The organism is Micromonospora sp. NPDC005194, assembly GCF_040608335.1.
Lineage (GTDB): Bacteria > Actinomycetota > Actinomycetes > Mycobacteriales > Micromonosporaceae > Micromonospora.
This window is the reverse complement of record NZ_JBEXIA010000052.1, coordinates 1-23,193: the sequence shown is the minus strand read 5'-3', so window position 1 is coordinate 23,193 and position 23,193 is coordinate 1. Positions and strand designations below refer to the sequence as shown.

Here is a 23,193-nt window from a genome sequence, read left to right as displayed (position 1 = left end):
ACCCGTCCGTCCACGATCGACAGCAGCAGCCACCGTCCCCTTCCACCCAGACGTACGACGTACTCGACCGGATCGAGTCGAAAGGCCCCGCCCCCATGCCGTATCTCCCTCGTGCGCGCACCGTGTCCCTCCGGATGGCAGCCGCGACCACCGCCGCCCTGCTGCCGCTGGGGCTGGTCGTCGCCGCGCCCCTGGCCAACGCCGCGCCCAGTGCCGCCCCACCGGGCTCCTTCAGCTCCTCGTTCGAGTCGGCCGACCCGCAACCCGCCACCAGCACCGTGGAGGTCGACAGGTCGGGCCGGCCCGTGCAGGGCAACCTGAGCGGATCGAGCAGCGCGAACCTGCCCGGCAGCCTGCTCGGCCAGGTCGATGCCGTGACCGCGAGCGCCCAGAACCCGCCGAACGAGATCGCGGCGAACCTCGCCGACGGCAACCCGTCGACCAAGTGGCTGGCGTTCGAACCGACCGGCTGGGTGACGTACCGGCTGGCGAAGCCGGCGGTCGTGGCGCGGTACGCGCTGACCTCTGCGGACGACGAACCGACCCGCGACCCCCGCGACTTCACCCTCCAGGGCTCCACCGACGGCAACACCTGGACGGACCTGGACCGGCAGACGCAGCAGCGCTTCGCCAAGCGGTTCGCCACCAACACGTACCGCGTCACCAACACGACCGCGTACGGCTGGTACCGGCTGTCCATCTCCGCGAACTCCGGTAACTCCCTGACCCAGCTCGCCGGCTGGGACATCAGCGACGGCTCGGACGTCCGCCCGCCCGCCACGCCCATGGTCACCGGCGTCGGCCCCGGGCCGGTCGGCGGCTACACGACGAAGCCGAGCGCCGGCTTCACCGGGCTGGCCGCGCTGCGCTACTCCGGCGGCGCGGAGGCCGACGGCCGCTCGTACGCGACGAACAGGCTCTTCGACGTCGACATCCCGGTCGGGCCGAACACCCGCCTGTCCTACCGGATCTTCCCCGAGTTCACCGGCCAGGACGCCCGGTACCCGTCCACCTACGCGGCCGTCGACCTGCACTTCACCGACGGCAGCTACCTCAGCGGACGGTCGGCGGTGGACCAGCACGGTTACGCGCTGACGCCGGCCGGCCAGGGCGCGTCGAAGGTGCTCTACGCCGACCAGTGGAACGCGGTGCGCGCCGACATCGGCGCCGTCGCCCGGGGCAAGACGATCGACCGCATCCTGCTCGCCTACGACAACCCGCAGGCGACCGGGGAGACCCGGTTCCAGGGCTGGCTCGACGACGTCGAGGTGACCGGTTCGCCGGCGGCGATCGACGGCTCCCGGCTGACCAACTACGTCGACACCCGGCGCGGAACCAACTCGACGGGCGGGTTCTCGCGCGGCAACAACCTGCCGATCACCGCGGTGCCGAACGGCTTCAACTTCTTCACCCCGGTGACCGACGCGACCTCCGACTCCTGGGAGTACGAGTACCACCGGGCCAACAACGCGGCCAACCTGCCCACGTTGCAGGGCCTCGCGATCTCCCACGAGCCCAGCCCGTGGATGGGTGACCGCAACCAGATGTCGGTGATGCCGGTGGCCGGCGACGGCCCCCTCACCGGGTCACCCGCCAGCCGTGCGCTCGCCTTCCGGCACGACGACGAGACGGCACAGCCGGACCTCTACCGGGTCGCGACGCAGAGCGGTCTGGTGGCGGAGATGTCACCCACCGACCACGCCGGGATCATGCGGTTCACCTTCGGCCCCGGCCCGGCGACCGGAAGTCTCGTCTTCGCCAAGGGCACGTTCACCATCGGCGCCGACGGCACCTTCACCGGCTGGGTCGACAACGGAAGCGGCCTGTCCGCCGGGCGCAGCCGCATGTTCGTCTCCGGCGCCTTCGACCGCGCGCCGACGACGTCCACCGCGACGTCCGCCACCTTCGACGTCTCCGCCGAGCGGCAGGTGACGATGCGGATCGCCACCTCGTTCCTCTCCGTCGACCAGGCCCGCCGCAACCTCGACCTGGAGGTGACCGGCCGGAGCTTCGATGCGATCCGCGACGCCGCCACCGCCGCGTGGAAGGACCGCCTCGGCCGGGTCGAGCTGCGGGGTGCGACCGAGACCCAGCTGGTCACCATGTACTCGAACCTGTACCGGCTGAACCTGTACCCGAACTCCCAGTCGGAGAACACCGGCACCGCCGCCGCACCCCACTGGCAGTACGCCAGCCCGGTGTCCGCGCCGACCGGCACGTCGACCGCCACCCGGACCGGCGCGAAGATCGTCGACGGCCAGATCTACGTCAACAACGGCTTCTGGGACACCTACCGCACGGTGTGGCCCGCCTACTCGCTGCTCTACCCGGACGTCGCCGCCAGGATCTCCGACGGTTTCGTCCAGCACTACCGTGACGGCGGCTGGATCGCCCGCTGGTCGTCGCCCGGCTACGCCGACCTGATGACCGGCACCAGCGCGAACGTGGCTCTCGCTCAGGCGTACCTCACCGGGGTCAAGCTGCCCGACCCGCTCGCGGCGTACGACGCGGCCGTCAAGGACGCGACCGTCGCGTCCGGGCGCGGCGCGGTCGGCCGCAAGGGCATCGAGACCTCGCTGTTCCTCGGCTACACGCCGACCTCCACGGGGGAGTCGGTGTCGTGGGCGCTGGAGGGCTACATCAACGACTACGGCATCGGCAACATGGCCGCCGCCCTGGCGAAGGACCCGGCCACGCCGAAGTCGCGGCGGGACCAGCTCAAGGAGGAGTCGCGGTACTTCCTGGAGCGTGCCCGCAACTACGTCCACCTCTTCGATGAGAAGACGAAGCTCTTCCAGGGCCGCGACGCCTCCGGCACGTTCCTCGCCGGTGACCCGCTGGACTGGGGTGGCGTCTACACCGAGACCAACGGGTGGAACTTCGCGTTCACCGCGCAGCAGGACCCGCAGGGCCTGATCAACCTGTACGGCGGGCAGGAGGCCCTGCGCGACAAGCTCGACACCTTCTTCACCACCCCGGAGAACGCCGACCGCCCCGGCGGCTACGGCGGCGTCATCCACGAGATGCTCGAGGCTCGCGCGGTGCGCCTGGGTCAGCTCGGCATGAGCAACCAGCCGTCGCACCACATTCCGTACCTGTACGACATCGCCGGCGCGCCCGCGAAGACGCAGGCCATCGTGCGCGAGATCATGCAGCGCCTCTACGTCGGCAGCGAGATCGGCCAGGGCTACCTGGGCGACGAGGACAACGGGGAGATGTCGGCCTGGTACGTCCTCAGCTCGCTGGGCATCTACCCGTTGCAGGCGGGTTCGACCCACTGGGCCATCGGCTCGCCGCAGTTCACCAGGATGACCGTCCACCGCCCGACCGGCGACATCGTGGTCAACGCCGCGAACAACAGCACCCGCAACGTGTACGTGCAGAGCGTCAAGGTCAACGGCAAGAAGCAGCGCGAGGTGTCCGTCGACGTGTCCGCGCTCGCCCGGGGCGGCACGATCGACTTCCAGATGGGACCGAACCCGTCGTCCTGGGGCACCGGCCGCAACGACGGGCCGCCGTCGCTGACGAAGGGTGACGCGGCACCCGAGCCGTTGCAGGACGTCACCGGGCCCGGCCTGGGCACCGCCACCGCCGGTGGCGGCCAGGACGCGTCAAAGCTGTTCGACGACTCGTCGACCACGCAGCTGACCGCGTCGTCGGGCACGCCGCAGATCAGCTGGGCCGCCCGTGGCGGCCGCCAGAAGCCGACGTACTACACACTCACCTCCGGCGCGGGCGCCGGTGACGCGGCGGACTGGCGGCTGCAGGGCTCCACCGACGGTCTCACCTGGAGCACCCTGGACTCCCGCGCGGGCGAGGTGTTCCGCTGGCGCAACCAGACCCGGCCGTTCCGGATCGACAAGCCGGGGCGGTACTCCCAGTTCCGCCTCGTCGTGACGAAGACCGTCGGCGCCGCGCAGCCGACCCTCGCCGAGATCGAGCTGCTCGCCGGCGGCGACCTCGACCTGGGCGGCGGCGACATCACGGTGACCGCCACGGACGGCGGGCACGCGCTCTCCGGCGCACCCGCGACGGTGGCGCTGGGCACGGTCACCGGCGGCGCCGCCGACGACTACTCGGCGACGATCGACTGGGGTGACGGCTCACCGGCCACCGAGGGCACCCTGACGCTGAGTTCACGGGCCGTCTACCGCGTCAGCGGCGAACACACCTACGCCACGCCCGGCTACCACCAGGCGAACGTCACCGTCACCGACGGCACCAGCCAGGGCTCGGTGACGGTCGGCGTCGACGTCGCGTACGCGCCACAGAACGGTCTCGCCGCGGCGTTCGACACCGTGTGCGTCGGCGACGAGGGCACCCTCGCGGCGGACTGCGACGCGAAGTCGTGGGCGTACTCGCGGGCCGCCCTGGCCGCGGCCGGCGTGACCCAGGGTCAGCGGCAGCAGGTGCCGGGCACGGCGCTGGGCTTCACCCTGCCGCAGATCCCGGCCGGGCAACCGGACAACGCCACCGGCAACGGCGCGACGATCGCTCTGCACCTGCCGTCCGACGCCCGGACCATCTCGTTCATCGGCGCCGGCACGCAGGGCAACCAGAGCACCGCCGGCACGGTGACGTTCAGCGACGGCAGCACCGCCAGCATCCCGATCCAGTTCAGTGACTGGACGCTGGGCGGCAACGCCAACGGCACCCCGTCGTACGGCAACATCGTGGTCGCGAAATCCGCGTACCGGCTGAGCGGCACGAGCCGCGACGGCGCGCAGCCGTTCCTGTTCGCCACCACGCCGTACCAGATCCCGGCGGGTAAGACGCTGGTCTCGGTGACCCTGCCGACGCAGACCGGCGATCCCCGCTCGGCGGGCCGGATCCACGTGTTCGCCGTCGCCGACGACGGCACGCCGGCCGCCGCGCTGGCGACCACCGCCCCCGCCGACCAGAGCGTCGACGCCGGGCAGGTCCTCGCGGCGAACCTCGGGTCGGTGACCGGCGGTGTCCCCGGCGCGACCGGCTACCGCGCCCGCGTCCAGTGGGGCGACGGCACGGTTCCGGACGACGTGACGGTCGGCGCGGCCGGCGCGCTGAGCGGCCAGCACACCTACGCGCGGGAGGGCACCTACACGGTGCACGTCACGGCGTGGGACACGCTGTCGAGCAGCACCACCACCTTCACCGTTACCGTCCGGCGTGCCGGGCCGCAGCCGACGCTCGCGGTGTCCGGGGCTCAGCCGGTCGTCGCCGGTGACGCGGTCACGGTCGACGGCAGCGGGTTCGCCGCCGGCGAGCGGGTGACGGTGGTTCTGGCCGCCGGCACGACGCGGAGCGTGACGGTCTCGGCGTCCGCGACGGGCACGGTCCGCGCCTCCGTCGCGACGTCGGGGGACACGACCCCGGGCCGGTACGCCGTCAGCGCCACCGGCGCGTCCTCGGGTACGCCGGCGACGGCCACCGTCCAGGTGACCGCGCGTCCGGCGGGCCCGGCCTACCAGCCGCGGGTGTCGCTGCCCACGACGTCCGGACCGCGCGGTATGTCGATCACTGTCGACGGTTCCGGGTTCGCGCCGAACGAGGCGATCACGGTCAGCGTCGGCGACGGTCGTGCGGTCGGCACGGTACGCGCGAACGGCGACGGCGTGGTCTCCGGCGCGACCGTCACCGTTCCGGATTCGGCGCAGCCGGGCGTGACCAGTGTGACGCTGTCCGGCGCCACGTCGGCGACGGCGGTGTCCCGACCGTTCACGGTCACCGGCGCGAAGTAAGCCGGGAACAACACAGTCGGGCGGGCCGTGCTTCACGGCCCGCCCGACACCCGTCCTGGGCCCGCCCGATCTCGACCCCGAGACTCGCGCGCGTCACGCGTCGTGGTCGTGCGTCGCGGGTCGCGCGGCCGCCGGTCTTGCGTGGCCTTGTCGCCCCGCGCGGCGGGCGAGGCCGTGTCGCCCGTGAGGCACATACCTCGGAGTCATATTCATACCTCTGCGGTATGTCGCTCACCGGTCTGTACGCCTGCCGGCAGCCCGACCCCACCGCTTCCATGCCGCCCCGAATCTGGGGCAGCTCTACAGGGGCCGTGGTCGACAGTCGTCACCCGCTCGCGGGTGCCGGAGGCGCGCTCAGGCGGAGCCGCCACCGTGGGCCCTGGCCGGTGAGCCGGACGACCGCCAACGGCTCGACGTCCAATTGCCGGTACGTCGCCAGCGGTAGTCCCAGGGCGTGCACGACCGCGACCCGGATCACGAGCGGGTGGGTGACGGCCGTGACCCGTCGGCCGAGGCCGCGCTGTTGGTCCAGCCAGCGGCCGACGCGCTCGCGTAGGGCGGCGACGGACTCGCCCCCGTGCGGCGCGGCGTCCGGGGTGGACAGCCACTCGTGCAGCGCGTCGGGCTGCGCGGCGCCGATCTCCTTCAGCGACCGGCCGGTCCAGTCGCCGTAGTCGCAGTCGGCCAGCGCCGTCTCCACAGCGGGCGCGAGACCGAGGGCGTACGCGGTCTGGACGGCCGCCGCCGCGGGGCTGGACAGGCAGGCGTCGGTGTCGCCCGACGGCGCCCGCCGGCCCAGCACGGTGGGGGACAGGGCGAGGGCGGCGCTGCGGCCACCCTCGTCCAGTGTGTCGTCCCCGCCGAACCGGGCCCGCCGCAGGGCGGCGGTGTGACCGTGGGCGACCAGCCGCAGGCTGGTGGCGTTCACCCGGCCAGTCGTGCGTCGGTTACCGCGCGCTGCCGGTGCATCAGGGCGGCGAAGAGCAGGCCGATCCCGGTCCACAGCACCACCTGGGTGCCGAGGGAGGCGAGCCGGAAGCTCCACAGCAGCGTGGCGGGGAAGTCCCCCGGGACCTCCTGGAACGACGGCAGCACCACGTAGGCCACGCCGGTGACCAGCAGGAACCCGCCGACCGCCGCGGCGGCGCGCAGCCACACCGGCGCCTGCTCGCCGACCGACCGGTAGCCCAGCGAACCGGACCAGACCGCCACCAGGCCGAGGACCACCAGCAGCAGGTAGGTGACCGTGCGCTGGTTGATGGTGGCCGGGTCGCCGACGGCCGGCGGGTTCGGCGGGTACTTGAGGAACGGCACGATCACCGCGCCGAGCAGCGCGCCGCCGGCCAGCAGCAGGCCGGACCACCCGTCGTCAACCGTGCGCCGCCGCCGGTTCAGCAGGACGTACGCGGTGGCCAGCAGGCCACCCATCGCGGCCCCGAACAGGGCGGTGGCCAGGAACAGCCCGCCGTGCTGGCCGTTCCTGCTGACCAGAGCGTCCTCGTCGTGCTGGTGCCCCCCGGTGGCGGGTTCGGCGTGTGCCGCCGCCTCCTCGATGGCGATGGCCGCCTCGACGTGGGGTTCGCCGACGACGTAGGCGAACGTTCCGGCGAGCAGGCCGGCCACCAGGCCGGCGAGCAGCCCGCGCAGGAGAACCGTGACGAACGTGGGTGCGGTGCCGGTGCCGCTCAGTGGCACGGGACACCGAGCAGGTGCCGGCCGTCGTGCATCAGCTCGTGCAGGTACGTCCCGCTGCGCGAGACCGCGCCCTGGTCGAAGGCGACGAGATAGGCCAGCAAGGTGAGCACGGCGACGGTGGCCAGGACCGTCCACAGGAGACGGGTCGGGGCAGCGGGGTGCACCAGCGGCTGGCTGGACGTGGAACTGGACATGCGTGCACGAACCTCCTCGGGGATGACGCGTCCCCATCGCAAGGCTGCGGACGACCGAGCGTCCTGGCTCGCGGCCCCGGGGTCGGGGACCGCTCACAGTGGCGCGACCGCGCCGGATTCTCACCGGCTTCCCTCGCGTCGCCGCAGATAGTGGGTCGACCGTATCGGTGCCGGTTCGGTCGGTCAAGCCGACGGCGGTGTCCGAACGCGACCCCGCCGGATGCTCGCGCGTCTGCCGTCGCCGACGGATCGACGACGGCCGTCAGCGGCGACCGCGACACGCCCGGACCCGACATGTGGGGTGTGACAAACCCAGTCGCCCCTATATATGGTGTCGACCGCAGCTGGTTCGGCCACTCATCCCAGGGCGGCCGAGGCAAGAGGGAACCCGGTGGAATTCCGGGACTGCCCCGCAGCGGTGAGTGGGAACGACAGCCGTCATCAGCACTGGGCCGCCACCTGGCCTGGGAAGCGACGGCCAGTAGGGGACCGGGTGAACCCCGGTCGTGCCCGCGAGTCCGAAGACCTGCCAGCGCGCCGCGTACCCGCATCCGGGTGGGCGGTGGTCCGAGGCCGCGTGGGACGGCCGACGCCTTTCGGATCCGCGCCGCCGGCGTGGCGTCCGCCGGTGTCGGTCTCCTCGTGCCGAGGGCCATCAGGTCCTCAAGCTCGCGAGGAGTGAGTGGTGACAGTTACCGAGGTAGCCGCGGCCGGCGGCGAGACGGCCCTGCGGCGTACGCCGGGGCAGGTCCGCGAACGCGGCGGCGCCAGCGAGCCGGTGGACGTGCGCAGGCTCGTCGCCGAGGTCGAGCGCTGGGCCGACGACCTGCCCGACGTCGACCCGCTGCGGGTGGCGACCCGCACGATCAGCGGCCTGTACGACGGCGCGACGACAGCCGAGCTGGACCGGCTGACCATCCAGACCGCTGCCGACATGATCGGTACGGAGCCGCAGTACTCGCGCCTCGCCGCCCGGCTGCTGGCCAGCCACATCGACCGGGAGGTACGCCGACAGGGCGTCACCTCGTTCAGCGCGGCGATCCGAACCGGCCACGCGCAGGGGCTGATCGGAGACGAGACCGCCGCGTTCGTCGCCGCGCATGGCAGCACGCTCGACGACGCCGTCGACGCCGACGGCGACCGCCGCTTCGAGTACTTCGGGCTGCGTACGGTCTACGACCGGTACCTGCTGCGCCACCCCACCAGCCGGCTGGTGCTGGAGACCCCGCAGTACTGGCTGCTGCGGGTGGCCTGCGGCCTGTCCCGTACGCCGGACGAGGCGGTCGACTTCTACCGGCTGATGTCCAGCCTGGCCTACCTGCCCAGCTCACCCACGCTGTTCAACTCCGGCACCCGGCACACGCAGATGTCCTCGTGCTACCTCGTCGACTCGCCGCGCGACGAGTTGGACTCGATCTACCAGCGCTACGCCCAGGTCGCGAACCTGTCCAAGTTCGCCGGTGGCATCGGCATCGCGTACTCCCGGGTCCGGTCCCGGGGCGCGCTGATCCGCGGCACCAACGGGCAGTCCAACGGGATCGTGCCGTGGCTGCGTACGCTCGACGCGAGCGTCGCCGCGGTCAACCAGGGCGGCCGGCGCAAGGGCGCGGCCTGCGTCTACCTGGAGCCGTGGCATCCGGACATCGAGGAGTTCCTGCAACTGCGGGACAACACCGGCGAGGACGCCCGGCGTACCCACAACCTGAACCTCGCCAACTGGATCCCGGACGAGTTCATGCGCCGGGTCGAGGCCGACGAGGTGTGGTCGCTGTTCGACCCGGACGAGGTTCCCGAGCTGCCCGACCTGTGGGGGGAGCGCTTCGACGCCGCGTACCGGGCGGCCGAGGCGCAGGGCCGCTACGTGCGGCAGGTGCCGGCGCGGGAGCTGTACGGGAAGATGATGCGCACCCTGGCCCAGACCGGCAACGGCTGGATGACCTTCAAGGACGCGGCCAACCGGCTGTGCAACCAGACGGCCGAGCCGGGCAACGTGGTGCACCTGTCCAACCTGTGCACCGAGATCATCGAGGTGTCCAGCGACGCCGAGACCGCGGTGTGCAACCTCGGCTCGGTGAACGTCGCCGCCCACCTGACCGGGAGCGGCATCGACTGGCCGCGACTGCGCGCCACGGTCCGGACCGCGGTGACGTTCCTCGACCGGGTCATCGACATCAACTACTACCCGACATCGCAGGCGGCGGCGAGCAACCCCCGTTGGCGGCCGGTCGGGCTCGGGCTGATGGGCCTGCAGGACGTGTTCTTCGCACTGCGGCTGCCGTTCGACTCGCCGGCCGCGCGGAAGCTGTCCACCCGGATCAGCGAGGAGCTGTACCTGACCGCGCTGGAGACCTCCGCCGACCTGGCGCGTGAGTTCGGCGCCCATCCGGCGTACGCCCAGACCCGGGCCGCGCGGGGCCAGCTCCAACCCGACCTGTGGGGTGTCGAGGGTACGCAGACCGCGCGCTGGGCCGCGCTGCGCCAGCGGGTCGGGGAGTACGGGCTGCGCAACTCGCTGCTGGTGGCGGTCGCGCCGACCGCGACCATCGCCTCGATCGCCGGGTGTTACGAGTGCATCGAGCCGCAGGTCTCGAACCTGTTCAAGCGCGAGACCCTGTCCGGGGAGTTCCTCCAGGTCAACACGGCCCTGGTCCGCGAGCTGAAGGCGCGTGGCCTGTGGACCGAGCAGATCCGGTCGGCGATCCGGCGCGCGGAGGGGTCGGTGCAGGACGTCGTGGAACTCCCGGCCGACGTGCGGGAGCTGTTCCGCACCGCGTGGGAGCTGCCGCAGCGGGCGCTGATCGACCTGGCCGCCGCCCGCGCCCCGTTCATCGACCAGTCCCAGTCGCTGAACCTGTTCCTGGCCTCGCCCACCATCGGCAAGCTCTCCTCGATGTACCTGTACGCCTGGAAGACCGGGCTGAAGACCACCTACTACCTGCGCTCCCGTCCCGCCACGCGCATCCAGCAGGCCACCGTCACGCCCGCCGCCGTCGCCCTCGTCACGCCGTCGACGAGCGACGCCGAGGCGCTGGCCTGCTCGCTGGAGAACCCCGAGTCGTGCGAGGCGTGCCAGTGACCGTCTCCGACACCGCCGCTGACGCGAGGACCACGCACATGCTGCTCGACCCCGGGATGGATCTCACTCTCCGCCCGATGCGCTACCCGCACTTCTTCGACCGGTTCCGCGCCGCCATCCGCAACACCTGGACGGTCGAGGAGGTCGACCTGCACGCCGACCTTGCCGATCTGGACAGGCTGTCGCCGGCCGAGCGGCACCTGGTCAGCCGCCTCGTCGCGTTCTTCGCCACCGGCGACACGATCGTCGCCAACAACCTCGTGCTCAACCTGTACCAGCACGTCAACAGCCCGGAAGGCCGCCTCTACCTGTCGCGGCAGCTGTTCGAGGAGGCCGTGCACGTCCAGTTCTACCTCAACCTGCTCGACACGTACGTGCCCGACGAGACCGAGCGGTTCGCCGCCTTCGCCGCCATCGAGAACATCCCCTCGATCCGCCGCAAGGCCGAGTTCTGCTTCCGCTGGATCGACTCGCTGGGGGAGTTGCGCGAGCTGCGGACCCGGGACGACCGGCGCGCGTTCCTGCTCAACCTCATCTGCTTCGCCGCCTGCATCGAGGGATTGTTCTTCTACGGCGCGTTCGCGTACGTCTACTTCCTGCGCTCCCGCGGCCTGCTGCACGGCCTGGCCTCCGGCACCAACTGGGTCTTCCGCGACGAGTCGATGCACATGGCGTTCGCGTTCGACGTGGTGGACACCGTGCGTGCCGAGGAGCCCGACCTGTTCGACGACGATCTCGCCGACCAGGTTCGCCAGATGCTCACCGAGGCCGTCGAGTGCGAGGTCCAGTTCGCCGAGGACCTGGTGGGTCAGGGCGTGCCCGGTCTCACCCGGGCGGACATGCGGGAGTATCTCCAGCACGTCGCCGACCGCCGTCTCGTCCAGCTCGGGATCGCCCCGCACTACGGGTCCGCCAACCCGTTCGCCTTCATGGAGTTGCAGGACGTCCAGGAGCTGTCCAACTTCTTCGAGCGGCGGGTGTCGGCGTACCAGGTGGGAGTGACCGGGACGGTGGCCTTCGACGACGACTTCTAGGACCCCCACCCCACCCCCTCCCCACCCCGTCGACCAGGAAGTTGCTGCTCCCCTATCGGCGTGTCAGGGGCACCAAATTCATGATCAACGTCGGCGGCGGGCGAGGTGGGGATGGGGTGGGGGTGTTCTTGGGGGTGGAGTGACCCTCAGGCGGGGGAGCAGGTCGGAGTGATGGTCGGCGGACTGGTGGTGGCGCTCGTGCTGAGGTAGCCCGCGGTGGTGGACGTTCCCGGCGCGAGCTGCCCGTTGTAGGCGGCGTTCGCGACGGTCACCTGGTTGCCCGCCTGGGTGAGGGTGCCGTTCCAGACCTGTGACACCGTCTGCCCACTGGGGAGGGTGAAGGTGACCCGCCACCCGGCGAGCGACGAGGCCCCGGCGTTGGTGACCGTCAGCCGTCCTTCGAATCCGCCCTGCCACGTGTTGACCACGGTGTTGGTCACCGCGCAGGACTGCCCAGCCGGGACCGTCGGCGTCGGCGTCGGCGTCGGCGTGGGAGTGGGCGTCGGGGTGGGGGTCGGAGTCGGCGTCGGAGTCGGCGTCGGCGTCGCGGTGGGGGTCGGGGTGGGCGTCGTGGTGCCGCCGGCCTGGAACTGCCACCAGTTGAAGTTGAACAGGTTGCCGCTGCCGCCGGTGAAGCGCAGGTACAGGTCCTGGGTCCCGGTCGCGCCGCTGACCGGGCAGGAGACGGTCTGCCAGGTCTGCCACCCGCCGGTGCCCGGCACCGCGCAGCTGCCCACCCGGGTGCCGGTGGGGCTACCGAGGCGCAGTTCGATCGTGCCACCGGACGTGGCCGAGGCGACCCGGGCGGAGAAGGACGTCGCGCCCGTACCGAAGCCCACGCCCTTGACCTTGATGTAGTCCCCGTTCTCGATGAACCCGACGTTCATCCCGCCCTCGCTGGCCGGCTCGGTCTCGATGCCGGAGCCCCAGGCGATGGTCTCGGCCTCCTGCCGCCCGTACGGGTTCAGGGTGCCGATCTGGGGTGCGCCCGTCGTGGTCATGTTGATCGTCGGGATGGTGCCGTTGGTGTTGTAGGTGAACTTCTCCACGGCCACCGAGCGGGTGTAGCCGCCGCCGCCGGGCAACGCTCCGTTGTGGTAGAAGAAGTACGAGCCGCCGTTGAAGTCGATGACTCCGGGGTGGTTGGTGAAGCTCGCGCCCTGGCGGGGCATGACCGTCCCGCGGTAGGTCCAGGGGCCGGTCGGGCCGGTCGCGGTCGAGTAACCGATGAACTCGGAGCAGCATTCCGCCGCGAACACGTTGTAGTAGATACCGTTGCGCTTGTAGACCCACGGGCCCTCTTCGTAGAGGGTCGGCCGGCTCGCGTTCCCCGTCCGGGTGCCGAACCCGGCGGTGGTGAGCGGAATCTTGGTGGCGCTGCCGCTGTAGGAGATCATGTCCGCGTTCAGCCGGACGTACCACAGGTTCGGGTTGCCCCAGTACAGGTACGCCTGGCCGTCGTCGTCGATGAAGACGGTGGGGTCGATCTCGCCGTTGCCCACTAGCGGACGGCCGATGGCGTCCCGGAACGGCCCGGTGGGGCTGTCGGCGACCGCGACGCCGATGGCCATCGAGTTGGTCGCCCGGGCGGTCACCGGCACGTACCAGTAGAACTTGCCGTTGCGGGCGACGACCTGGCCGGCCCACGCGTTCGCGCTCGCCCAGCTGAAGGTGCTGAGGCTCAGGGGCGAGCCGTGGTCGGTCCAGTTGACCATGTCGGCCGACGACCACACCCGCCAGTCCTTCATGGTGAAGTACGTGGAGCCGTCCTCGTCGTGGCCGGTGTAGAGGTAGACCCGTCCGTTGTGCACCAGGGGAGCCGGGTCGGCGGTGTAGATGTGCTGGACGATGGGGTTGTCCGCGTGGGCGGCCGTGGCCGGGGTCAGCGTCGAGATGAGCAGCAGGCTCACGAGCCAGGCGACGCCGCGCCGGAGCCGGTTCTTCGTCCGTGGTGGCGGTGTGGGGTGCATCGGTACCTCCAGGATGGGTCACGACGGGCGGGCACGGTTCGCCGCTCTCGCTGGCGGGTGCCGCGTGTCGTCGCGGGTCGCTTCGGGACCTCGGTGGTGGCCGTGCCGCGAGAGCGGCAGGAGGGATCGGGGGTCCACCATGGCTCCCGCGCGCGGCGTCCCGCCGTTGTCAACGGCGGTGGTCAACGTCCCTGAGGGAGGCCCGGACACCCACCAGCGGGCGTTGGTCATGCGCGACTCCATCGACCTCGGCGGATCGAGTGGAGCGGTGAAGCGTGCCCTTCGCCTCTGCGGCCCGAGGGTAGTCTGTTATCGCTAACATTCTCAAGCGATGGATAAATCTGGATTTCCGCGCCGCCGTCGCAGGCCGGTCGGACCGGGGTCGCCAACGTCCGGCGACCGGGTCGTCAGCGCTGCGGCACCGGGTCGTCAGCGCTGCAGCCGCGTCGGGCTGCCCGGCCCGCTGCGCCGGACGAGCCACGCCTCGGTGATGTGCGTGAACATCGCCTGCGCGGCGCCGTCGGGGTCGTGGGCGGCGATGCGCTCGTAGATGCGCCGGTGGCCCTGGTTCGACGCCACGCACATGGCCCGCTCCGGCTGGCCCATGTAGCGCGCGGTGTTGACGACCTGGCTCTCCAGGGACCGGACGACGCCCCGGGCGATGCGGTTGCCCGACGCCTGCATGACCGTGTCGTGGAAGGCGCGGTCGTGCTCCTGGTAGGTGACGTGGTCGTCCACCAGTTCGTCCATCCGGTCCACCAGGGCCCGCAGCCGGTCGACGGTCTCCTCGTCGGCGAGCCGCGCGGCCACGTTGGCCATGTCGGACTCCAGCACCCGCCGGGTGACCACCAGGTCGTCGAGGATCGCCAGGGTGTCGTCCTCGGCGATGGTCGCCGCGAGGACGAGTTCGTCGAGCATGTCCCACGCCGAGGGCGGGGTGACCAGCGTTCCGCTGCCCTGGCGGACCTGCACGAGCCCCTTCTCCTGCAGGATCTTCACCGCTTCCCGGATGACCGTCCGGCTCACCGAGAAGGTCTCGCAGAGCACCGGCTCGGGGGGCAGCGGTGTTCCCGAGGGGTGAACTCCCTGGACGATCCGGGTCACCAGCTCGGCGGTGATCGCCTGAGCCAGGTTGGCCGGGCGACGGGCCCAGGTCGGTGCCGCCCCGCCGTTGACGGTCGACTGGTTCGATGTCGTCACGTTCACCTCCGCGTAGCCGCGGGAGCGGGCCCACGAGTCCGCCCCCAGTGTACGGGCAACCGTTGACGTCAGACGTCATACGAGTTACGTTCTCGTCAATCTTGCATCGACGGCCGGTCCCTCGGCCACTCCCCATATGAAGGTGAGCAACGATGAAGCAACGAGCAGTGTGGTCCGCGGTCCTCGTTGCAGGGCTGGCCCTGACTGGCTGTGGAAGCGCGACAGGTTCGGGTTCATCGTCCGGAGGCTCGGACAAGAAGTTGGTCGTCTGGGACTGGAAGTCCGGCGAGGCCAGCTCCGCGCAGTACGTGGAGAAGGCCAAGGCCGACTTCGCCAAAAAGCACAAGGACGTCAAGGTCGAGTTCGTGGCCCAGCCGTTCGATCAGTACTACACGCTGCTGGGCGCGGCCATCCAGTCGGGCAAGGGGCCGGACGTCATCCTGTTCAACGGTGGCGGCCAGATCCGCGACCGGGTGGACTCGCTCCAGCCGCTCGACGAGTACGTGAGCGAGGACCGGCAGCGGCTGGCCGGTTGGGAGGCGTTCGCCAAGGACGGCAAGACCTACGCCGCTCCGGTGACGCTGCAGGGTCATCCGATCTACTACAACAAGACGCTCTACGAGAAGGCCGGCCTCGACCCTGCGAAGCCGGCCACGACGTGGTCGGAGTTCATCGCCAACTGCGCCACCATCACCAAGGCCACCGGCGCCAAGTGCTTCGCCGTCGGCAACAAGGAGGGCATCGGCATCCAGTTCTTCCTGTCGGCCCTGGCGTCGGGCGTCCTCACCCCGCAGGAGTACGACAACTGGATCGCCGGCAAGCGCGACTGGAACTCGCCGAACGTGAAGCGGATCTTCGAGCTGTGGAAGGAGACCGGCACCGCGAAGCTGAACAACGACGGGGCCAACTCCACCGCGATGTTCAACGACGCCTTCGCCGTCTTCCAGTCCGGTAAGGCCGCCCACATCATCGGTCTGATGTCGGACATCGGGCACTGGAAGGACTTCAACGAGTTCATCACGCCGGAGAAGCTCGGCGTCATGATGGCCCCGACCGTGACCAGTGGTGCCACCCCGAGCCTGCCGTACGACGGCGGTATCGGTTACGCGGTCGCGAAGTGGACCAAGGACCCGAAGGTGGCCGCCGACCTGGTGCGCTCGCTGACCTCCACCGACGCCCTGAAGGCGTTCTACGCCAACGCCGGCGCGATCACGGCCGACACGACCATCGACGTGTCGCAGGCTGGGCCGGCCGTCACCACGATCGTCGGCGCGCTCAAGACCGGCAAGCCGGCGCCGCACGTGGCGCTCTCCTCGAAGGCGCTCGACCTGATGGGCAGGCTCTCCCAGCAGCTGCTCAGCGGGTCGATCAGTGTCGACGAGGTCGTGAAGCAGATGGCCGCCGTGGACACGGCGGGCTGATCTCGTGTCGATCGGTAAGTCGCTCTCGTCGGTCCGTTCGGCCTCGGCCGAGCGGGCCGGCGGGTTCCCGCCCTCCGCGCCGCCGTCTCGTGGCCGCCCCGTTTCCCGGCGCGCCGCCAGCGGCCGTCGCGCCGAACAACTGGCGCCCTTCGTGCTGGTCGCCCCGGCCGTCCTGATCCTCGTGCTGCTGCGGCTGTGGCCGCTGCTACTCGGCGTCAACTTCTCCTTCACCGGCGACGGCGACCGCGACGGGGCGATGGTCGGCTTCGACAACTACGTCGACCTGCTCCACGATCCGCTGTTCCAACAGGCGCTGCGCAACGTGGGGCTGCTGGTGCTGCTCCTGCCGGTGGCGGTGGCCATCCCGGGCCTGCTCGCCACGTTCATCTACCTGCGCGTGCCGGGGCACCGGTTCTACCGCAGCGTCTACTTCTTCCCGGCCGTGCTGTCTCCGGTCATCGTCGGCGCGATCTTCAACCTGCTGCTCTCGTTTGACGGTCCTGTCAACGTTGTCCTGTCCTCGGTGGGCATCGGGCCGGTGGACTGGCTCGGTGATCCGGACGTCGCCATGTTCGCGGTCGTCGGCGTACACGTGTGGGCGACCTTCGGCATGGCCCTGGTCGTGTTCCTCGCGGGCTTCGCGACCCTGGACTCCGCGCTGCTGGACGCCGCGCGGGTGGACGGCGCGTCACTGGCCCAGGTCATCTGGCACGTGATCATCCCCAGCCTCTCCCGCACCATCCAGTTCGTCTTCGTGACCACGATGATCGGGATGCTGACGTCCATGTTCGGCCTGCTCTACGTCATGACCAGTGGCGGCCCGGAGGGCTCGACGTACCTGCCGGAGTACTACATCTGGATCCAGCAGGGGCAGATGAACCGGCCGGCGCTCGCGTCGGCCGCGTCCACCGTCCTCTTCGTCATCATGCTCGTCGTCGGGCTGGTGCAACTCAAGCTGCTCCGACGAGCGGGGAGGGAAGACTGATGTCCCGCGTCCGACTGGGCAGATGGTTGCTCGTGATCCCGATGGGGCTCCTCGCGCTCGCGACGATCTACCCGCTGCTGTTCACCGCGAACGTCGCCATGAAGACCCGCCGGGAGTACATTCTCGACCGGTTCTCCCTGGCGGACGCGCTGCGCTTCGAGAACATCACCACCGCGTGGACCAGCGTCGGCATGGGCCGCTACGCCGCCAACTCGGTCCTCGTGGTGGCCTGCTCGGTGTTCCTGCTGCTGCTGTTCGGGTCGATGGCCGGCTTCGCGCTGAGCCAACTGCGCTTTCGGGGCTCGACGGCGCTGTTCATCGGCTGCCTCGCGGCGCTCTTCATCCCCTTCCAGGTGATCATGGTGCCGCTGGCCCGGGTCATGGCGGACAGCGGTCTCGTCGACACGTACCCGGGGCTGATCCTCGCGTACGTCGCGCAGTTCCTGCCCTTCACGGTCTTTTTGATGACCAGCTACTACAAGACCATCCCGGCGGAGATCGTCGACGCGGCCCGGATCGACGGCAACACCGTGTACGGCGTCTATCGGCGGATCATGCTGCCGCTGGGCGCTCCGGCGCTGCTCTCGGTCGGCATCCTCAACACGCTGTTCTGCTGGAACGACGTGCTCATCTCGCTGCTGCTGATGCCGTCGGCCGACCACCGCACCCTCATGGTCGGGGTGACCTCGCTGCGGGGGCAGTACTCCGAGGACATTCCGACGTTCGCCTCCGGGGTGCTCATCGCCGCGATCCCCGTCCTGGCGGTCTACCTGTTCCTTCAGCGCCAGATCGCCGACGGCGTCGCCGCTGGTTCCACGAAAGGCTGACATGCGCATCACCGGGTATCGAACCCTGACGACGGTCCAGGAGTGGGGCCGGCCCGTCGGCGACGCCAACGGCGTGTTCCCCGACGGCGTCACGACGGTGCCGATCACCATCGTCGAGACCGACGGGGGGATCAGCGGCGTCGGCCTGGGCCCGCACGTGGAGATCGACAAGATCTTCCCGGCCATCGAGGGGGAAGATCCCCGCGCGGTGACCAGCCTGTACGACCGGATGCTCCGGCACACCTTCAAGGCCGGTCACGGCGGGCTGGTGTTCGGGACGATCGGCGCACTGGACACGGCCCTGTGGGACATCAAGGCGCAGCTCGCCGGTGAGCCGCTCTGGCGGCTGCTCGGCGGGCGGGACCGACGCGTCCCGGCCTACGCGTCCGGCCTCGACATCGGTCTGACCGACGACGAGCTGGTCGCGGAGTACGAGGTCTACGCGGGGTACGGCCTGCGTGCCGCGAAGCTCAAGGGCGGCCTCGACATCGAGCGGGACCGGCACCGGCTCGCGCTGGTGCGGGAGGTGCTGACCGAGGCGGGCCACGGCCGGCGGCCCGGTCTGATGCTCGACGTCAACGAGGCGTGGTCGCGCAAGCAGGCCGTCCGGCACGTGGCCGAGCTGGAACGCACCCTCGATCTGATCTGGATCGAGGAGCCGGTCCGCCGCTGGGACGCCGAGGGTCTGGCCGCCGTCGGCCGGGGCGTCCGAGCGTCGATCGCCACCGGCGAGAACCTCACCGGGCTGGAGCAGTACCGCCCGCTGATCGGGGCGGGCGCGGTCGACATCGTCCAGATGGCCGCCGTCTGGGGTGTCACCCACTTCCTGCGGGTGGCGGCCCTGGCGCATGCCCATGACCTGCCGGTCAGCCCCATCGGCAACATCCCGGTCGGGCTGCTGCACGCCGCTACCTCGGTGCCGAACCACCTGGCCAGCGAACTACAGGATCTGCGGCCGCCGGCGGGCATCGGCCTCGACCTGCACGTCGAGGACGGCGCCTTCATTCTCGGCGACACACCGGGCCTGGGCATCCGGGTCGACGAGGCGGCGATCGCGGCGGCCGGACAGCGGACCGGTAGCCCGGCCGCCGGCAGCCCGAACGTCCGACCGGAGCGGGCCGGCAAGCGCCTGTTGTCGGTGGCCGAGCAGATGCCCACCGTCGGGCCGGTCCCGGTCGAGGCCCTGCTCGCCGATGCCGTCGGGTCCCAGAACGACGTGGCACCCCTGCGGCACTGAGCCGGCCCGCCCGCAAGCGACCACTGGACCAGGATTGGTCGGATGATTACCGTGTCGATGGCGCCGACACGACGGATGCGGATCTGGCCGCCCCTGGCATACGCACCCGTACCAACCAACGACGTGGAGACGGAGCAGCAGTGAAGGCAGTTGTCTACCGGGGTGCGCGTGATCTCGGGATCGAAGACCGTGCCCCAGAACCGCCGGGCCCCGGCCAGGTGCGGATCGCGGTGGCGTACACCGGGATCTGCGGCACGGACCTGCACATCTTCCACGGCGACATGGACGCCCGGGTGGGCGCGTCGGCGGTGCTTGGACACGAGATGTCGGGCCGGGTCGCCGCGCTGGGCGACGGCGTCACCGGGCTGACCGTCGGGCAGCCCGTCACCGTGATGCCGACCCGTGCCTGCGGGCAGTGTGCGGCGTGCCGCCGCGGCAATTCGCACATCTGCCACGCGATGGACTTCCTCGGCATCGACTCGCCCGGCGCGATGCAGTCGTCGTGGACGGTGCCGGCCGAGTTGGTGCTTCCACTCCCCGACGATCTGCCGCTGGACCACGCGGCGCTCGTCGAGCCGGTCGCGGTGGCGGTGCACGACGTCGGACGGGCGAAGGTGGCGTCCGGAGAGCACGTGGTCGTCGTCGGCGGCGGTCCGGTGGGCGTCCTCATCGCGGCCGTCGCCCGGGTGCGTGGGGCCCAGGTTCTGCTCGTCGAACCGGACGGCTTCCGGCGCGGGGTCGCGTCGGGGATCGGGATCGAGGCCGTGGATCCGGGGCCGACCGATGTGGTGGCGCTCGTCAACGAGCGGACCGGGGGCGCGGGCGCGGACGTCGCGTTCGAGGTGTCCGGTTCCGCCGCCGGGGTCGGCACGGCCGTGGATGTGCTGACCACCCGGGGTCGACTGGTGATGGTGGCGATCCACCCGCAGCCGCGTCCGGTGAACCTGCACCGGTTCTTCTGGCGCGAGCTGGAGTTGCTGGGCGCGCGGCTGTACCAGCGCGAGGACGTGGTGGAGGCGATCCGGCTGGTCGCGGTGGGCGTCATCCCGGCCCGGGAGCTGATCTCCCGGGTGCTGCCCGTGGCCGGTGTCACGGACGCGTTCACGGCCCTGGAGGGTGGCGGCGGCGTCATGAAGGTGCTGCTCGACTGGCGGGAGGAGGGCCGATGAGCGCCCTGTTCGACCTGACGGGACGTACCGCGTTGGTGACCGGCGCCCGGCGGGGGATCGGCCTGGCGATGGCGGAGGCCCTCGCGGTGGCCGGCGCGGACATCATCGGGGTGTCGGCGCAGTTGGAGTCCGAGGGCAGTGCGGTGCAGCAACGGGTCGAGGCGGCCGGTCGCCGGTTCACCGGCATCCGGACGGACCTGGGCGACCGGGCCGCGGTGTACCGGTTGGCCGAGGAGGCCGCGGCGGTGGCGCCGGTGGACATCCTGGTGAACAACGGCGGCACGATCGCCCGGGCGCCGGCCGCCGAGCACCCCGACGAGATGTGGGACCGGGTGTTGCAGGTGAACCTGTCCAGCCAGTTCGTGTTGAGCCGGGAGATCGGTCGGCGGATGGTCGACCGGGGCCGCGGAAAGATCATTTTTACCGCCTCGCTGCTGAGCTTCCAGGGCGGCATCAACGTCGCGAGCTACACCGCGGCGAAGTCCGGCCTCGCCGGGCTGACCAGAGCCCTGTCCAACGAGTGGGCGGGCCGAGGGGTGAACGTCAACGCGATCGCGCCCGGCTACATCGCCACCGACAACACCCAGGCGCTCCGCGACGACCCCGCGCGCAACGACGCGATCGTGGGCCGGATCCCGGCCGGCCGGTGGGGACGCGCCGACGACCTGGCCGGCGCCACAGTGTTCCTGGCCGCCGCGGCCTCGGACTACGTGCACGGCACCGTCCTGCCCGTCGACGGCGGGTGGTTGGGCCGATGACGCAGCAGACCTCGCCGGCCGGCCGCCCCGGCATCGTCGACGCGCACCACCACCTCTGGGTCCGTGCGCGACACCCGCAGCCCTGGATCGACCCGGACACGATGGCGGCGATCGACAACGACTTCACCCCGGCGGATCTCGCCCCGGCGGCGCGGGCCGCGGGCGTCACCGAGACCGTCGTCGTGCAGTCCATCGCCTCCGTGACGGAGACGGAGCACCTGCTGGGCATCGCGGCCGACGACCCGCTCATCAGCGGGGTCGTCGGCTGGGTCAACCTCACCGCCGACGACATCGACGAGCGCCTCGACCGGCTCCGCACGGCACGCGGCGGAGAGCGGTTGGTCGGCATCCGGCACCTGGTCCAGTCCGAACCCGACCCGGCGTACCTCGACCGACACGACGTCCGGCGGGGCATCGCGGCGGTCGGCGCGGCCGGTCTCGCCTACGATCTGCTGGTCCGCGACCACCAACTGCCGGCGGCCACCCGGCTCGTCCGCGACCTGCCCGAGGTGTCGTTCGTCCTGGACCACCTCGCCAAACCGGCGCTCGGCACGGGGAGCCTCGGCGACTGGCCGGCCAACCTGCGGGCGCTCGCCGCCCAACCGAACGTCACCGCGAAGCTCTCCGGTCTGGTGACCGAGGTGGACGGATCATCCTGGACGGCCGACGACCTGCGGCCCGCCGTCGACCACGCGCTCGACGCGTTCGGACCGGCCCGGCTCATGTTCGGCTCGGACTGGCCGGTGTGCCTGCTCGCCAGCTCCTACACCCGGTGGGTCGCCGTGCTCGCCGACCTGGTGGCACCACTCGGTGACGAGGAGCAGGCGGCGATCTGGCGGGAGACCGCCCACCGCGCGTACCGGCTGGAGGCGTCATGACGGACCGAGCGCTGCCCCGCCGGCCGGCGATCCGCCTCACCACGCTGGGCTTCGGCGCGGCGCAGGGCGGCAACCTGTTCCGGGCGACGTCCGACGACGAGTTCGCCGCGGCCGTCGACACCGCCTGGGCCGCCGGCATCCGGTACTTCGACACCGCGCCGCACTACGGCCTCGGCCTGTCCGAACGGCGGCTGGGCGCCGCGCTGCGGTCCCGGCCGCGCGACGAGTACGTGGTCTCGACGAAGGTCGGGCGGCTGCTCGTACCCTCGCCGGAGACCGCGGGGGAGCGTGATTCGCAGGGCTTCGACGTGCCGGCCGACCTGCGGCGGGTCTGGGACTTCAGCCGCGACGGCGTACGCCGGTCGTTGGAGGCCAGCCTGGAACGCACCGGCCTGGACCGCGTGGACGTGGTGTACCTGCACGACCCGGACGAGCACTGGGAGCAGGCCGCGTCCGAGGCGGTACCCGCGCTGGTGGAGCTGCGCGACCAGGGCGTCATCGGCGCGATCGGGGCCGGCATGAACCAGTCGGCGATGCTGGCCCGGTTCGTCGCGGAGACCGACATCGACGTGGTCATGTGCGCCGGCCGGTACACCCTTCTCGAACAGGGCGCGCTCGACGACCTGCTGCCCGCCGCGCAGGCCCGTGGGGTCGGCGTGGTCATCGCCGGGGTCTACAACTCGGGGCTGCTGGCCCGCGACCAGCCACCGGCCGACGCGGTCTACAACTATCAGCAGGCGCCGCCGGAGCTGATCGAGCGGGCGCGGCGGATCGCGGCGGTCTGTCAGGCGTACGGCGTCACCCTGCCGCAGGCGGCGTTGGCGTTCGTCCGCCGGCATCCGGCCGTGGTCTCGACCGTGGTCGGCCTGCGCGACGCAGCCCAGGTGACCGAGACCCTGCGCCGGTCGGACGCGGACGTGCCGGAGCAGCTCTGGGCGGCGCTGCGCGACGCCGGGCTGCTCGGCGGGTGACGACCCACAGTTGAACGCGGTGCGGCGGGCCCCCCCACCCCGGTTCTGGGGGCGGGCG

Annotated in this window: 16 protein-coding genes and 2 riboswitches; of the genes, 11 read left to right on the top strand and 5 right to left on the bottom strand. The window is 71.1% G+C overall.

All coding sequences use genetic code 11. The features are described 5' to 3' along the window. Window positions 1-134 precede the first annotated feature (134 nt). Window positions 135-5,720, top strand: a complete 5,586-nt coding sequence (locus ABZU53_RS29365; protein WP_355068757.1) for a GH92 family glycosyl hydrolase — start codon at window positions 135-137, stop codon at window positions 5,718-5,720. A 325-nt stretch (window positions 5,721-6,045) separates the two neighbouring features. Here ABZU53_RS29365 and ABZU53_RS29360 read toward each other — a convergent pair whose 3' ends face one another. Genes ABZU53_RS29360 through ABZU53_RS29350 form a run of 3 tightly spaced genes read right to left on the bottom strand, consistent with a single transcriptional unit; the run spans window position 6,046 to window position 7,609 of the window. Next, window positions 6,046-6,648 carry a histidine phosphatase family protein gene (locus ABZU53_RS29360; RefSeq protein WP_355068755.1) on the bottom strand — a complete coding sequence of 201 codons (603 nt, stop codon included), beginning with the start codon at window positions 6,646-6,648 and terminating at the stop codon, window positions 6,046-6,048. Further along, entirely contained in the window at window positions 6,645-7,415 is a 771-nt protein-coding gene (locus ABZU53_RS29355) for a CbtA family protein (RefSeq protein ID WP_355068753.1), read from the bottom strand. Before ABZU53_RS29355 ends, ABZU53_RS29360 begins: the two co-directional genes overlap by 4 nt. After that, entirely contained in the window at window positions 7,406-7,609 is a 204-nt protein-coding gene (locus tag ABZU53_RS29350) for a CbtB domain-containing protein (RefSeq protein WP_039906051.1), read from the bottom strand. Before ABZU53_RS29350 ends, ABZU53_RS29355 begins: the two co-directional genes overlap by 10 nt. Before the next feature lie 58 nt (window positions 7,610-7,667). Continuing rightward, a riboswitch (cobalamin riboswitch) is annotated at window positions 7,668-7,741 on the bottom strand. Window positions 7,742-7,937: 196 nt separating this feature from the next. After that, a riboswitch (cobalamin riboswitch) is annotated at window positions 7,938-8,158 on the top strand. 136 nt (window positions 8,159-8,294) lie between these two features. Here ABZU53_RS29350 and ABZU53_RS29345 point away from each other — a divergent pair. Continuing rightward, window positions 8,295-10,685, top strand: coding sequence for a ribonucleoside-diphosphate reductase subunit alpha (locus ABZU53_RS29345; RefSeq protein WP_355068751.1), 2,391 nt, complete (start codon window positions 8,295-8,297; stop codon window positions 10,683-10,685). 38 nt (window positions 10,686-10,723) lie between these two features. Beyond that, window positions 10,724-11,719 carry a ribonucleotide-diphosphate reductase subunit beta gene (locus ABZU53_RS29340; RefSeq protein WP_354859910.1) on the top strand — a complete coding sequence of 332 codons (996 nt, stop codon included), beginning with the start codon at window positions 10,724-10,726 and terminating at the stop codon, window positions 11,717-11,719. A gap of 146 nt (window positions 11,720-11,865) precedes the next feature. On the opposite strand, the gene ABZU53_RS29335 is transcribed toward ABZU53_RS29340, so the two are convergent. After that, complete coding sequence (locus ABZU53_RS29335) at window positions 11,866-13,689, bottom strand: family 43 glycosylhydrolase (RefSeq protein ID WP_355068749.1); 1,824 nt, start codon at window positions 13,687-13,689, stop codon at window positions 11,866-11,868. 429 nt (window positions 13,690-14,118) lie between these two features. Beyond that, window positions 14,119-14,889 (bottom strand): FadR/GntR family transcriptional regulator, encoded by a 771-nt coding sequence (locus ABZU53_RS29330; RefSeq protein WP_354859888.1) that lies wholly within the window; start codon window positions 14,887-14,889, stop codon window positions 14,119-14,121. 260 nt (window positions 14,890-15,149) lie between these two features. Here ABZU53_RS29330 and ABZU53_RS29325 point away from each other — a divergent pair, with 260 nt between their 5' ends. From ABZU53_RS29325 to ABZU53_RS29290, 8 genes are all read left to right on the top strand, one after another. Beyond that, window positions 15,150-16,310, top strand: coding sequence for an extracellular solute-binding protein (locus ABZU53_RS29325; RefSeq protein ID WP_355068747.1), 1,161 nt, complete (start codon window positions 15,150-15,152; stop codon window positions 16,308-16,310). A 4-nt stretch (window positions 16,311-16,314) separates the two neighbouring features. After that, complete coding sequence (locus tag ABZU53_RS29320; protein WP_355068746.1) at window positions 16,315-17,295, top strand: sugar ABC transporter permease; 981 nt, start codon at window positions 16,315-16,317, stop codon at window positions 17,293-17,295. After that, window positions 17,295-18,122, top strand: a complete 828-nt coding sequence (locus ABZU53_RS29315; RefSeq protein WP_355068745.1) for a carbohydrate ABC transporter permease — start codon at window positions 17,295-17,297, stop codon at window positions 18,120-18,122. The genes ABZU53_RS29320 and ABZU53_RS29315 overlap by 1 nt, the downstream gene beginning before the upstream one ends. 1 nt (window position 18,123) lies before the next feature. Continuing rightward, entirely contained in the window at window positions 18,124-19,359 is a 1,236-nt protein-coding gene (locus tag ABZU53_RS29310; RefSeq protein ID WP_355068743.1) for a mandelate racemase/muconate lactonizing enzyme family protein, read from the top strand. Between the two features lie 140 nt (window positions 19,360-19,499). Continuing rightward, complete coding sequence (locus tag ABZU53_RS29305) at window positions 19,500-20,528, top strand: alcohol dehydrogenase catalytic domain-containing protein (RefSeq protein ID WP_355068741.1); 1,029 nt, start codon at window positions 19,500-19,502, stop codon at window positions 20,526-20,528. After that, entirely contained in the window at window positions 20,525-21,286 is a 762-nt protein-coding gene (locus ABZU53_RS29300) for an SDR family NAD(P)-dependent oxidoreductase (RefSeq protein ID WP_355068740.1), read from the top strand. The genes ABZU53_RS29305 and ABZU53_RS29300 overlap by 4 nt, the downstream gene beginning before the upstream one ends. Then, a complete protein-coding gene (locus ABZU53_RS29295; protein ID WP_355068738.1) occupies window positions 21,283-22,164 on the top strand; it encodes an amidohydrolase family protein in 882 nt (293 codons plus the stop codon). Before ABZU53_RS29300 ends, ABZU53_RS29295 begins: the two co-directional genes overlap by 4 nt. After that, on the top strand, window positions 22,161-23,135 hold the full coding sequence (locus tag ABZU53_RS29290; protein ID WP_354859905.1) for an aldo/keto reductase: 975 nt from the start codon (window positions 22,161-22,163) through the stop codon (window positions 23,133-23,135). Before ABZU53_RS29295 ends, ABZU53_RS29290 begins: the two co-directional genes overlap by 4 nt. Window positions 23,136-23,193 lie beyond the last annotated feature (58 nt).